Genomic DNA, 13,840 nt, shown 5'->3' on the forward strand with positions numbered 1-13,840 from the left:
AGGTTCAGATTGAACCAGACAGACTCTAGATTCTCTTGTTTTCGTTTGTCTTTTCGGGAAAACCGGATTCCACTTTTCCCTGACAAACTCTATTATACCAAAGCTCGAAGATGCTGACGCATCCTCGCGTTCAAGAGATTTCGACTATCTCAAATGCATCAAGCGCTTGAGATATTCGAAAGGGGAATACGAAGTGTCATTTTCAATGACTCTTCGTATCAGGCCTTCCAGCCCTGCCATTTCACCCAGCGACCATGGAAATCAGCGCGGCCGATCTCCTGGCGCTCACCGCCCGGCCAGATTTGCAGATTGAGGCTGGCGCCATCGCGCTGGCCATCCGCTTCCATTTGCAGACGGGCGAACGGGGCCTGCGCCGTTGCACGTTGACCGGCTTGCGCAATCAGCGCTTCGCCTTGGGCTTTCAGTGTGTCGGGAAGATATTGCCAGGCTACGGAATGGTAGACGACGTGCATCTGGCCCGGATGAGACGGAGCCAGCCTTTGCTTCAGCCAGTCGATCGCATCCATGCGGTCCACGGAAAGATTGTTGCTTCGTGCCAGTGCCAGGGCTGCTTTGGTGCGCTCCAGCCGGTCGGCTTGATCGGCCCAGATATAAGAAAACAGCCGTTCGCAATCCTCAGGCGTGCCGGGATCGAGCGGGTTGAGATCGCATCCCGCCCGCTCTTCAACGGTGATCGTAGCGGATGGCGGTGGCGGCCCTTGCCAGTCGGGGGCCAGCAGAACCTGCGAACCATCGCCGCAGCTTGTTTCGCCCAGCCGATAGGCATAGCGGTCCCATTGCAGGTTCAGCCCGGCGCTGGCACCGACCTCCGACAACCGCAACGGCAGGCCGAACAGCGAGGCAATGGTGAGGAAGCCCGGCAAAAGGGCTGCGGAACGGCGGACTTCATTGGTCTGTGGCGCAGAATTCAGCCGCGCCTGCATGAAGGCCTCATGGTCGCGGAAGGTGGTTTCCACCGCGGCCCAGAGTGCATCATCGGTGGCGTCATGAGGCGGATAGACAGCGGCCAGATCAGGACTTTCGTTGCTCAACACCAAAGCATGCAGCGTACCCGCCAGCCGCAGCGGCACGGAATCACCCGCAGACGTGATGTCTCCCGGCCAGTCGATCAGCCGCGCGCCAATGGCGCTTGCGGGCGTCAGCCGTTCAGCGGCAAGCCGGCACAGCCTTGCGGTGAAAGGTGAGCCAAGACTGTCACAGGATCGGGCCTGATCGGTGAGGGCATGACGCAGGCTGTCAATCGTCACCTCAAACCCCTTCTGGTCGGTTTTCAGGGTCGAACTGGATGATGGTCTGCCAGATGGCGGTGAGCGCCGGTTTGCGTTCCTCTTCGATCTCGACACTGACATCATAGGTGGTCATCAACATGCCTGCGCCGCGAAACCGAGCGCCAGCCAGGACGAAGCGGCCCCGCACCCGTTTTCCCGAGCGGACCGGTGCCATTAGCCGGATTTTCTCAAAGCCGTAATTGATCCCCATGGTTTGTTCGCGGATCACTGGCAGGCAATCGTAATTCATTGCCGACAGCAGCGAGATCGTCAGAAATCCATGAGCAATGGTGCCGCCATAGGGCGTTTCCGCCTTGGCGCGCTCCGGATCGGTATGGATGAACTGGTGATCGTCAGTTGCCGTGGCGAAGGCATCGATCATGGTTTGATCGACGGTAATCCACTTGGATATGCCCAGTTCCTCCCCGACCATGGCGGGGACGTCTGCGAGAGAAATTTGACGCTGCATACTCTACTCTCGTTGGGTTGGGGCTCTGGTGGGTGTTCAGATCAAAAAGAACCCTATCGCCATTTGTGGCGGCTGAAAATCACGCACTCGATAATTGTTTAAAACCATGTCCTGAATGCTCAGAATCGAGCGGAAAGAATGAGAAATTCGTTAATTCCGGTGTGCTGGGGAATGGTTTAAAGACGTTTTCTATAAAAATCATTCAATGAATGTGGGCGCTTATCATGTCGTTTCTGCGTTCGGCTCCCGTGGAAACCATGAGGCCCGGTAACCTTGATCAAGGATCACTAGCTGCTGGCGGGCTCAACCTTCGACGAGAAATGCCACATGGCGTGGTTCCATTACCAGTTTTGAAGCAGCTACACCCGAAAAAACCTCCCGCCATTCCCCTCCCGTTGAAGCGGGTAGATTGACGGCACACGCTTCACCCCTGTTGATCAGGATTGCCAACCGCGTGTCGCGTCCTGTGGTTCGATCCGGCGTGGTGATCAGCAGCCCCAGGAAGCGGGCTTGTGGATCTTGCCAGGTCTCGACGCGCATCGGCTGGCCGGAGGCATCAATCCAGCTGACATCGCCATTGCCGGTGAAAAAGGCTGGATCTGTGAGGGCCGGAAACCGCCGGCGAAGGGCGGCCAACCGGCCGGTGTGGGCAACCAGATCGGCATCGAGCGCTGCCCAATCCAGCCAGGTGATGGCATTGTCCTGGCAATAGGCATTGTTATTGCCGCGCTGGCTGCGCCCGCCTTCGTCGCCAGCCGTCAGCATCACCCAGCCTTTTGAGGCAAACAGGGTGGAGAGCAGAGCGGTACAATCACGCTTGCGGGCGGCAAGGATATCAGGGTCGCGGGTCTCGCCCTCAGCGCCATTGTTCCAGCTGTGATTGTCACTATGGCCGTCTCTGTTATCCTCGCCATTCGCCTCATTGTGCTTATGGGCATAGGACACCAGATCGTGCAGCGTGAAGCCATCATGGGCGGCGATGAAATTGACGCTGCGGGTGTGGGGGCTGCCGTTGCGCGAGAACATATCCGATGAACCCGCCAGCACCGTGGCCATCTCGCCGGTCAGGCCGTCATCGCCGCGCCAGAAGCGGCGCATGGTGTCGCGGGCGCGGTCGTTCCATTCCAGAAACGGTGCCGGGAAATTGCCAAGCTGATAGCCGCCCGGACCAATGTCCCAGGGCTCGGCAATCATCACCCGGTCCTTCAAAATCGGGTCCTGGAGCATGGCTGTCAGCATCTCGCCTTGCGCCTCAAAGCCCGTCGCGGTTCGGCCCAGGACCGGGGCGAGATCGAAGCGGAAGCCATCGACGCCCGCCGCCAGGACGAAATGGCGCAAAGTGTCGAGGATCAGCTGGCGCACCACCGGTCTGTCGCAGGCAATGGTATTGCCGCAGCCGGTATCGTTGACCAGCACGCCCGGCTGGTCGGGCAGGTGCCGGTAATAGCTCCTGTTGTCGAGGCCGCGCATCGACAGCGTTGCGCCGAACCGGTCGCTTTCGCCGGAATGGTTGAAGACGAGATCGAGGATCACGCCGATGCCATTCTCATGCAGGCATTCGACGGTGCGGCGCAATTCTTCCACCCCGCCGGGGCAGAGGCGCGGGTCGAGCGCCATCAGGGCGACAGGGTTATAGCCCCAGCTGTTGGAAAGGCCGAGCGGCGGCAGGTGCCGTTCATCGATCCAGGCGGTGATCGGTAAAAGCTCCACCGCATCGACGCCAATGGCTTGCAGATGGGCGATGATGGACGGATGGGCGAGGGCCGCGACCGTGCCGCGCAGATTTTCCGGCACATCAGGATGCAGCATGGTGAAGCCGCGCACCGGCAATTCATAGATAAAGCCGCCATCTGGCAGGCGGGGCGGCTCCAGCACAGCATGTCCGGGCGCGGTCAGGATGGCCTTAGGCGCCAGATCGGCGGTGTCCTCGCCAAATTGGCTGAGGCGCGGATCGTGACGGAAGGGACGGTCGATTTCCAGCGCATAGGGATCGACCAGCAGCTTGGCTGGATCAAACCACAGGCCTTGGCCGGGATCATACTGTCCATTGGCGCGGTAGCCGTATCTGGCTCCAACGACCAGTCCTTCGACGGTCAGCCGGTGCAGATCGTCTTCGCCGCGCTGCATTGGCAGGCGGCGAAGTTCGGTGTCTCCGGTCTCATCAAACAGGCACAGGTCCAGACGCTCGGCATCACGGGAATAGACCGCAAATTCCGCGCCTGTTGCCGTGAGACGAGCGCCCGCACCTGTCATAGGGCCATCCGCGATCAGGTGATCACGGTCGGGGCGTCGCGGCCGGTGCGGGCCTTGATGCCGGCCAGGTCCTCGGCAGCGACGATCAGGTCGGCGAGTGCCTCCTGGGTTTCGATGCCGTGGTTGGACGAGTTTGGCTCATAGCGCTCGATATAGACGCGCAAAGTTGCGCCCGAAGTGCCGGTGCCAGACAGGCGGAAGACCACCCGCGAGCCGCCCTCGAACATCACCCTGATACCTTGCTTCTTGCTTTCGGAATGGTCGACCGGATCGTGATAGGCGAAGTCATCGGCCTTTTCGACCTTCAATTCGCCGATCATGGTGCCGGGAAGGGTGGCAAGCTTGGCGCGCAGCGCGTCCATCAGGCCGTTGGCGGCATCCGAATCCACTTCCTCGTAATCGTGGCGGGAATAGAAATTGCGGCCATAGGAGGCCCAATGCTGGCGCACGATGTCCTGCACGCTTTCGCCACGGCTGGCCAGCACGTTCAGCCAGAGCAGCACAGCCCAGAGCCCGTCCTTTTCACGCACATGGCTGGAGCCTGTTCCAGCACTTTCTTCACCGCAGATCGTTACCTTGCCGGCGTCGAGCAGGTTGCCGAAGAATTTCCAGCCGGTCGGCGTCTCGTACATGCCGATTTTCAGCCGTTCGGCCACGCGGTCGGCAGCGGCACTGGTCGGCATGGATCGGGCAATGCCGGCAATGCCGCCGGAATAACCGGGCGCCAGATTGGCATTGGCGGCCAGAATGGCCAGACTGTCTGACGGCGTGACGAAAATGCCCTTGCCGATGATCAGGTTGCGGTCGCCGTCGCCGTCGGAGGCTGCGCCGAAATCAGGCGCATCCGCTCCCATCATCTCGTCATAAAGCTCCTTGGCATGAACGAGGTTCGGGTCGGGATGATGACCGCCGAAATCAGGCAGCGGAATGAAATTGCGCACCGTGCCCTCAGGCGCGCCGAGGCGATTTTCGAGGATTTCCTTGGCATAGGGGCCCGTGACAGCGCTCATCGCATCGAAGACCATGCGGAAGCCGAGGCTGAACAGATTGCGGATACCGGCGAAATCGAACAATGTCTCCATCAGCGCGGCATAATCGGCCACCGGGTCGAGGACCTCAACAGTCATTTCGCCGAGATCGAACGAGCCGATCCGGTCGAGATTGATGTCGGCTGCCTCCACCGTCTTATAGGCGGTGATGGTCTTGGTATTGGTGTAGATCGCGTCGGTGATCTTTTCGGGCGCTGGCCCACCATTGCCGATATTGTATTTGATGCCGAAATCTTCGGTCGGGCCGCCGGGATTGTGGCTGGCCGACAGCACGATGCCGCCGAAGGCCTTGTATTTGCGGATGATGTGGGAGGCCGCTGGCGTCGAGAGAATGCCGCCCTGACCGACCAGCACCCGGCCAAAGCCGTTGGCCGCCGCCATCTTGATGGCTTTCTGGATGACTTCACGGTTATAAAACCGGCCATCGCCGCCAATCACCAGCGTCTTGCCTTTGAAATCTTCAAGCGAATCGAAAATCGACTGGATGAAGTTTTCGGCGTAATGCTCCTGCTGGAATTGGGGCACCTTCTTGCGCAGACCCGACGTGCCGGGTTTCTGGTCCGAATAGGGTTTGGTTGGAACCGTAATAATCATGCGTGTTTCAGCCTTTTCCGAGGAGGCGGTTATAAACATCGACGTAGCGCTGGGCGCTTGCTGTCCAGGATACGTCTGCTTTCATGCCCTGCTTCTGGATCTGATACCATAGTTTCTTGTCGTCGAAGAGGCGGATCGCCCGGCGTACCGCCTGTCGCAACCCTGCCACCGTGACCGGGGCGAACTGTATGCCGGTGGCAGCCTTTGCCGCAAGTGCCGCCGCATTGGCGTCGATGACCGTGTCATTCAAACCACCGGTGCGGCTCACCACCGGAACACAGCCGTAGCGCAGGCCGTAAAGCTGGGTCAAGCCGCAAGGTTCAAATCGCGACGGAATGAGGATGGCATCAGCACCCGCCTGCATCAGATGCGACAGTGGTTCATTATAGCCCATCACCATGCCGATCCGGCCCGGATGACGGTGGGCCGACGCCTGCAAGGCCTCTTCCAGGGCAGGATCGCCGGAACCAAGAATGACCAGCTTGCCGCCTGCCGCGACGAGATCGTCGGCGACCTCGGCCAGTACATCCATGCCTTTTTGCCAGGTGAGGCGGGAAATCACGCAGAAAATCGGTGCCGCATCGTCATCAAGGCCGAAATGCCGGGTGAGTGCTTCGCGATTGGCGACCCGCTTGCGCAGGGTAGCAGTGCTGTAAGACGAGGCTAACAGTCCGTCATCATCGGGGTTCCAGACGGCGGTATCGATGCCGTTGACGATGCCGAACAGGTCATTGGCACGACTGGCGATCAGCCCTTCCATGCCCATGCCGAAATGCGGATCGAGAATTTCCTCGGCATAAGACGGGCTGACCGTGCTGATGGCATGGGCCGTGGCAATGCCGCCTTTCAGAAAAGCCAGTGTGCCGTAATATTCGAGCGCTTCCCACAGGGCGTGCTCCGGCAGGCCGAGATCCGGGAGGATGTCAGCTGAAAATTGCCCCTGAAAGGCGATGTTGTGAATGGTGATGAGGCTCGGAATTTCCGGCTTCTCATCGTAGCGCATATAAACCGGCACCAGAGCGGCCTGCCAATCGTGGACATGGACGAGATCCGGTCGCCAATCATCGAGTGCGCCTTGGGCAATACGGGCGCCTGCCAGCGACAGCGCCGCAAACCGTTTCCAGTTATCGGCAAAATCACGACCATCGCTATCGACGTAAGGGCCGCCTGGCCGATTGTAGAGCGTTGGCGCATCGAGGATCAGCAGGTCGAGGCCCTCATGGCGGGCCGAAAGCACGGTTGCAGGCTCGCCTAGAAGATCAGGCATATGCAGCAGCACATCCGTGTTACCGAGCTTGGCGAGGACTGCCGGATAGCCCGGCAGCAGGGTTCTGGTGTTTATGCCCAAGGGTTCGAGCGCCAGCGGCAGGGCGCCCGCCACATCGGCGAGACCGCCGGTCTTGATCAGCGGATAGACTTCCGATGCAACGGACAGGATGTTCATGTGGGCTATTGCTCCAGCTTGTCCAGCATTGCCTGGGTGATCAGGCAGATACCGTTTTCACTGCGGCGGAAGCGCTTGGCGTCGATCTCCGGGTCTTCACCGACGATCAAGCCTTCGGGAATGGTGACGCCATGATCGATCACCACATTGGTCAAGCGGGCATGACGGCCAATAGTCACCTTGGGCAGAATGACGGCGCCTTCCAGCCGCGAATAGGAATTGGCGCGAACCCCAGTAAACAGCAGGCTGCGATAGAGCGTCGAGCCGGAGATGATGCAATCGCCCGAGACCAGAGAGGAAATCGCCGAACCGCGGCGGCCTTCATCGTCATGGACGAATTTTGCCGGCGGATTGATTTCGGCATAGGTCCAGATCGGCCAGGATTTATCGTAGATGTCCAGTTCCGGCAGGATGTCGGTCAAGTCAACATTGGCCTGCCAATAGGCGTCGATGGTGCCGACATCGCGCCAATAGGGGGTCTTTTCGAAATCCGAGCGGACGCAGGAGGAGGCAAAGCGATGCGCCACGGCTTTGCCATGCTCGACGATATAGGGAATTATGTCCTTGCCGAAATCCCGGCTGGAATTGGGGTCGGCAGCATCGCGGCGCAGGCAATCCATCAGGAATTTGGTGTGGAACACGTAAATGCCCATGGAGGCGAGCGCCATGGTTTCATTGCCGGGAATGCCTGGCGGATCGGCGGGCTTTTCGACGAAGGCAATGATCTGGTCCTTGTCGTCGACATGCATGACACCGAACGCCGAGGCTTCCATGCGTGGCACTTCCATGCAGCCAATCGTGACATCGGCACCGCTGTCAACATGCTGCTGGAGCATGAATTCATAGTCCATCTTGTAGACGTGGTCGCCCGCCAGGATCACCATATATTCCGGGCCATAAGGCTCGATAATATCGATATTCTGGAAAACGGCATCCGCCGTGCCTTCATACCATTGCGTTTCGGAAACGCGCTGGCTGGCGGGCAGGATGTCGAAGCTTTCATTGCGTTCGGGCCGCAGGAAATCCCAGCCACGCTGCATGTGGCGGATCAGCGAATGGGCCTTGTACTGTGTGGCGACGCCGATGCGGCGAATGCCTGAGTTCAGCGCGTTCGACAGGGCGAAATCAATGATCCGGGCCTTGCCGCCGAAATAGACGGCGGGTTTTGCCCGCCGGTCGGTCAGCTCCTTAAGGCGGCTGCCACGTCCGCCGGCCAGTACATACGCCATGGCATCGCGCGCCAGCGGCTGAATTCTCTTTGTCGGCGTCATGCAATCTCCTCCCGCATGTCTAAAAACGTGTTCGTCCGAGAGCATCGTACAGAAAACCGGAATTAGCTCGATGCTCTCAGTTTTTGTTTACGCATCGGATTTATCCGAAAACCGGCTCTTAACTTTCGGTCCGATGCTTACTGTTCCAACTCCAGCATAATCACTGCCAGCGGCGGCAGTGACAGCGTTGCGTGCGCCCATGGCGCCTTGTCAGAGGCGGTTGCCGCATCGAGTACGGCCTCCACCCGGCCGCCATTGCCCTTGCCGCTACCGCCATAGATCTCGGCATCGGTATTGAGGATTTCCCGCCACCGGCCTGCCACCGGCAGCGGCACGTCGTAACGCTGGTAATAGACCGGCGTCAGATTGGCGATGACAGCCACCGGCCTTTCGCCGGGCGTCTTGCGCAGCCAGGCAAAAACCGATTGATCGGCATCCTCGCTGATCAGCCATTCGAAGCCTTCGCCCTCGCAATCACGGGCATGCAGCGCCGGCTTGTTGCGATAGGTAAAGTTCAGATCACGCACCAGACGGCGCATGCCCTCATGCAGCGGATATTGCAGCAGGTTCCAGTCCAGCGACCGCTCCTCGCTCCATTCGCTCCACTGGGCAAATTCCTGGCCCATGAACAGCAGTTTCTTGCCAGGATAACCCCACATGAAGCCATAATAGGCGCGAAGATTGGCAAATTTTTGCCAATCGTCTCCAGGCATTTTGGCAATCATCGAGCCTTTGCCATGCACCACTTCATCATGGGAAATCGGCAGCATGAAATTTTCGCTATAGGCATAGATCAGGCCAAAGGTAATCTCATGGTGATGATGCTTGCGATGCACGGGATCGCGGGCAAAATAGCTCAAAGTGTCGTGCATGAAGCCCATGTTCCACTTGAAGCCGAAGCCAAGCCCGCCCTCGTGGACCGGCTGGGACACTTTCGGCCAGGAAGTGCTTTCCTCGGCAATGGTCATCACCTGCGGATGGGCGCCGTAGAGATGCTCGTTCATCTTTTGCAGGAAGCGCACCGCCTCCAGGTTTTCCCGTCCACCATATTCATTGGGTATCCACTCGCCTTCCTTGCGGGAATAGTCGAGATAGAGCATCGAGGCGACCGCATCGACCCGCACGCCATCCAGGTGGAATTTTTCCGCCCAATACAGCGCATTGTTGACCAGATAAGATAGAACCTCGATCCGCCCGTAATTGTAGATCGCGGTGTTCCAGTCGGGGTGGAAGCCCTTGCGCGGGTCCTCATGCTCATAAAGAGCGGTGCCGTCGAAAAACCGCAACCCATGGGCATCGGTCGGGAAATGGGCCGGAACCCAATCGAGAATGACGCTGAGGCCAACCTTGTGACAGCCATTGACGAAGCGGGCAAAGCCTTCCGGCTCGCCAAACCGCGCACTCGGCGCGTAAAGCCCTGTTGTCTGATAGCCCCAGGACGGGTCGTAGGGATGTTCGGTGATAGGCAGAAATTCGATATGGGTGAAGCCCATTTCGGTGCAATAGGGGATCAGCCGTTCCGCCAGCTCGTCCCAGCTAAGGAAGGTGCCGTCCGCACGCTTCTGCCAGGAACCGGCATGGACCTCATAGACCGAGATCGGCTGGCGGCGCTTGTCGATGCTGCCCCAATGGGCCAGATGTGCCGCATCTTCCCAGTCCTGGGAAAGCTCGGCGGCGGTGACAGAAGCGGTCTGCGGGCGAAACTCACTGCGGCGGGCGAACGGATCGGCCTTCAGCGGCAAAAGCTCGCCATTGACGCCGATGATCTCGTATTTATAGGCCGAACCCGGCCGGACATCGGGGGCGAAAATCTCCCAGATGCCAGTATCGCGGCGCAGCCGCATGACATGGCGGCGTCCATCCCATTCATTGAAATCGCCGACCACCGAGACCCGTCTTGCATTCGGCGCCCAGACGGCGAAATGAAAGCCATCGACACCCTGATGCTTGATCGGATGGGCGCCCATCTTGTCGAACAGCCGAAGATGCGACCCTTCGCGCAGGAAGTAATCGTCCATGGGTCCGAGAACCGGGCCGAAACTATAGGGATCGGTCAGCGACCATTCCACATCGCCCCGGCAGGCGCGGTAGCGCACTGGCTGCTGGGTCTTGATCGCCACCGGACCGGCGAAAAAACCAGCTGGGTCAAGACAGGCCAGCTCCCCGGCAAGGCTGCCGTCGAGAGCGAGCGCGGTAATGCTTTCGGCGCCCGGCACAAAACAGCGGGCAATGAACCCATTCGCTCCGGCATGAACGCCGAGCACCGAAAACGGATCGGTGTGCAGGCCGGCGACGATGGCTTCGATCTCGGCAGAAGACAGGTGGTCAGCGGAGGGCGGATGGCCGCTCTCGGCTGATACCTGCGTCTGCCTGGTTGTTTTCTTCATCAGGCTCTCCAGATGTCGGCCGTATACTGTCTGATCGTCCGGTCGGAGGAGAACCAACCCATGCGGGCCGTATTCAGAATGGCTTTGGATTGCCAGAGGGGCTGGTCGGTCCAGACCGCGTCCACCTGACGTTGGGCTGTGGCATAGGCATCGAAATCGGCGGCCACCATGAACCAGTCATGGTTATAGAGCCCATCCACCAGGCTGGCGAACCGGTCCCGATCGTCAGGCGAGAACACGCCGGACGCGATGGCGGCCAGCGCCTGTGACAGTTCGCGCGACCGTTCGATGATCGGGCGTGGGGTGTGCCCCTCGGCACGCACCTTGCCGACCTCTTCCGCAGTCATTCCAAAGATAAAGATATTGTCTTCTCCGACGTGATCGCGCATTTCCACATTGGCCCCATCCAGGGTGCCGATGGTCAGCGCACCGTTTAACGCGAACTTCATGTTCCCGGTTCCCGATGCTTCCATGCCCGCAGTCGAAATTTGTTCGGAGAGATCGGCAGCCGGCACCATGACCTCGGCCAGCGACACATTGTAGTTGGGAATGAACACCACTTTCAGCAGGCCGCGCACCGAGGGGTCATTGTTGATGACCCGCGCCACATCATTGGCCAGTTTGATGATCAGCTTGGCATTGTGATAGCTCGGCGCGGCCTTGCCTGCGAACAGCTTGACGCGCGGCGCCCAGTCGCGTTCCGGATGCGAGCGGATCTGGTCGTAGAGCGCCACGGTCTCGATGATGTTCAAGAGCTGGCGCTTGTACTCGTGGATACGCTTGATCTGGATGTCGAACATGGCAGAGGGATCGAGCCTGATGCCCATGCGGCTGGCGACCAGATTGGCCAGCTGCTCCTTGTTGGCCCGCTTGACGGCGGCAAATTTCTGCTGGAAGGGGCTGTCCTTGGCAAAGGCATCCAAAGCGGTCAGCTTTTCGGCGTCGTCGAGGAAGTCGTCGCCGATCGCCTCGCGGATCAGCGAGGTCAGGCCGGGATTGCACTGCATCAGCCAACGGCGCGGTGTGATGCCATTGGTCTTGTTGTTGATCCGGTCGGGGTAGAGCTTGTGCAGGGTGGCGAACACCGTTTCCTTCATCAGCTCGGTATGCAGGGCCGAGACGCCGTTGATCGAATGAGAGCCCATGAAGGCCAGATTGCCCATCCGCACCCGGCGGTCGCCGCTTTCGTCGATCAGCGACAGGCTGGTGATTTCCAGATCGGTGAAATTCTTCTGCTTGCGCGCTTCCACCAGGCATTTGGCGTTGATAGCGTAGACCAGCTGCATATGGCGCGGCAACAGCCGCTCGAACAGCGGCACCGGCCAGCTTTCCAGCGCTTCGGGCAAAAGCGTGTGGTTGGTATAGGAGAAGGTCTCGCGGGTCACGTCCCAGGCGGTGTCGAAATCCATGCCATGGACGTCGGTCAATTGCCGCATCAGTTCAGCGACAGAGACGGCAGGATGCGTGTCGTTCAGCTGGATCGCCACCTTTTTCGGCAGGTCGATCAGCGCATTGCCGTGCTGGAGATGACGCCGGACGATGTCCTGTAGCGAGGCCGAGCAGAAGAAATATTCCTGCCGCAACCGCAATTCCTGGCCAGCGGCGGTCGCATCGGCCGGGTAGAGAACACGGGTCAGGCTTTCGGCCCGGTTGCTTTCGCGCAGCGCACCGATATGGTCGCCTGCATTGAAGGCATCGAGCAGGATCGGGTCAATCGGCTGGGCCGACCAGAGCCGAAGCGTGTTAATGCGCTCGCCGCGCCAGCCGACGATCGGCGTGTCATAGGCAGTGGCAATCACCCGCTCGCTCGGCTTCCAGACATGGCGGATTTCCTCGCCGCTGGTGCCGTTCGAGGCGGTCTCGACGCCGCCGCCGAAGCCGACTTCATAGGAGCTTTCGCGCCGCTCAAATTCCCAGGGGTTGCCGTGGGCGAGCCACGTCTCGGGTAGTTCCACCTGCCAGCCATCGGCCATCTGCTGGCGAAACAGGCCATGGACGTAGCGAATACCGTAGCCATAGGCCGGGATATTTACGGTCGCCATGCTTTCCATGAAGCAGGCAGCCAGACGGCCAAGTCCGCCATTGCCCAGGGCCGCATCGGGCTCCAGCCCGGCGATGATGCCAAGATCGACGCCGAGCGATTCCAGCGCCGCCTTGATCTCCTCGACCAGACCAAGATTGGTCATCGCATCGCGCATCAGCCGGCCAATCAGAAACTCCAGCGATAGATAATAGACCCGCTTGGCATTGGTGGCATAGGTCTGGCGGGTGGATTCCATCCACTTGTCGATAATGCGGTCACGCACCACCAGGATGGTGGCGGTCAGCCAGTCATGCGGCTTGGCAACCTTCGCATCCTTACCGATACCATAGGTCAGCCGCTCGATGATTTCGGCGGCCAGCGTTTCCGGATTGGAGACGCGGGGTTTTGGAAGGGGAAGATCGGCCTTTGGATGAGTTTCATTCATGACTTCGCCACATGGTGAGGAGGAAAGGGCAGGGCGCGAGACCGATGGTCATGCGGTTTGCCAACCACCGGCGCATGCAGTGTATGCATCCTTGGCGAATAGTTGCAACAGCGTATTTTTTTGAAGAGCAGTCGTTGCTTCGTGTTTTTATGGCTCAGTTAAGCCCCGGATTATTCTTGGGATTATTCTAGCGTCCGCACTTTGTGCCAATACTTCGCCCTTTGCGTCATCACGAAAGCTAAGGGGGCCTGCGATAATTGAGGTATGTTCGGGATGGGCCGCAAGGATATGGCCAGCCCGCAAGCCATCCGCCTCGCTACTTGTCGTTCATAGACGGCAGAAAGTCCTCGACCTGCTTGCGCTCGCCCGCCTCCAGCACCTCGATATTTTCCGCCCAGAATTTGGCGGCTTCCGCCGGTTCGCCTTCCCATTTGCGGGTATCGGTGATGTTGTCATCCATCTTCAATGTCCGGGTGCCGCCCAGTTCCAGATAGCGCTTTGCCAGTTTCAGCGACGGTGTGTCTTCCATGGTTCGCTCCTTATGTTTCAAGGAGGCTAAAGGCGCGCCAGAGGGGTAAAGTTCCAGACATCATCGTCTGGCGCGGTTTGGATCTAC

At 59.4% G+C, this 13,840-nt stretch carries 9 protein-coding genes; all 9 read right to left on the reverse strand.

What is annotated here, in order from left to right; genetic code table 11:
- Positions 1 to 218: 218 nt before the first annotated feature.
- Complete coding sequence (locus IEI95_RS11990; RefSeq protein ID WP_194416473.1) at positions 219 to 1,268, reverse strand: DUF2332 domain-containing protein; 1,050 nt, start codon at positions 1,266 to 1,268, stop codon at positions 219 to 221.
- 1 nt (position 1,269) lies between these two features.
- Positions 1,270 to 1,758 carry a MaoC family dehydratase gene (locus tag IEI95_RS11995; RefSeq protein ID WP_071203776.1) on the reverse strand — a complete coding sequence of 163 codons (489 nt, stop codon included), beginning with the start codon at positions 1,756 to 1,758 and terminating at the stop codon, positions 1,270 to 1,272.
- A gap of 303 nt (positions 1,759 to 2,061) precedes the next feature.
- The gene (gene glgX, locus IEI95_RS12000; RefSeq protein ID WP_194416474.1) at positions 2,062 to 4,011 is read right to left on the reverse strand and encodes a glycogen debranching protein GlgX; all 1,950 of its coding nucleotides are present in this window, start codon (positions 4,009 to 4,011) and stop codon (positions 2,062 to 2,064) included.
- Positions 4,012 to 4,025: 14 nt separating this feature from the next.
- Positions 4,026 to 5,654 carry an alpha-D-glucose phosphate-specific phosphoglucomutase gene (locus IEI95_RS12005; RefSeq protein ID WP_156617701.1) on the reverse strand — a complete coding sequence of 543 codons (1,629 nt, stop codon included), beginning with the start codon at positions 5,652 to 5,654 and terminating at the stop codon, positions 4,026 to 4,028.
- Positions 5,655 to 5,661: 7 nt separating this feature from the next.
- Complete coding sequence (gene glgA / locus IEI95_RS12010; RefSeq protein WP_194416475.1) at positions 5,662 to 7,098, reverse strand: glycogen synthase GlgA; 1,437 nt, start codon at positions 7,096 to 7,098, stop codon at positions 5,662 to 5,664.
- Positions 7,099 to 7,103: 5 nt separating this feature from the next.
- Positions 7,104 to 8,369 carry a glucose-1-phosphate adenylyltransferase gene (gene glgC / locus IEI95_RS12015; protein WP_015917115.1) on the reverse strand — a complete coding sequence of 422 codons (1,266 nt, stop codon included), beginning with the start codon at positions 8,367 to 8,369 and terminating at the stop codon, positions 7,104 to 7,106.
- A 137-nt stretch (positions 8,370 to 8,506) separates the two neighbouring features.
- Entirely contained in the window at positions 8,507 to 10,756 is a 2,250-nt protein-coding gene (glgB, locus tag IEI95_RS12020; protein ID WP_194416476.1) for a 1,4-alpha-glucan branching protein GlgB, read from the reverse strand.
- Positions 10,756 to 13,224, reverse strand: coding sequence for a glycogen/starch/alpha-glucan phosphorylase (locus IEI95_RS12025; RefSeq protein ID WP_194416477.1), 2,469 nt, complete (start codon positions 13,222 to 13,224; stop codon positions 10,756 to 10,758). Before IEI95_RS12025 ends, glgB begins: the two co-directional genes overlap by 1 nt.
- Positions 13,225 to 13,540: 316 nt before the next feature.
- Positions 13,541 to 13,753: a hypothetical protein gene (locus tag IEI95_RS12030; RefSeq protein ID WP_015917112.1), complete on the reverse strand. Its 213-nt coding sequence runs from the start codon at positions 13,751 to 13,753 to the stop codon at positions 13,541 to 13,543.
- Between the last annotated feature and the right edge of the window lie 87 nt (positions 13,754 to 13,840).

The sequence above is a fragment of the Agrobacterium vitis genome, assembly GCF_014926405.1.
Lineage (GTDB): Bacteria > Pseudomonadota > Alphaproteobacteria > Rhizobiales > Rhizobiaceae > Allorhizobium > Allorhizobium vitis_H.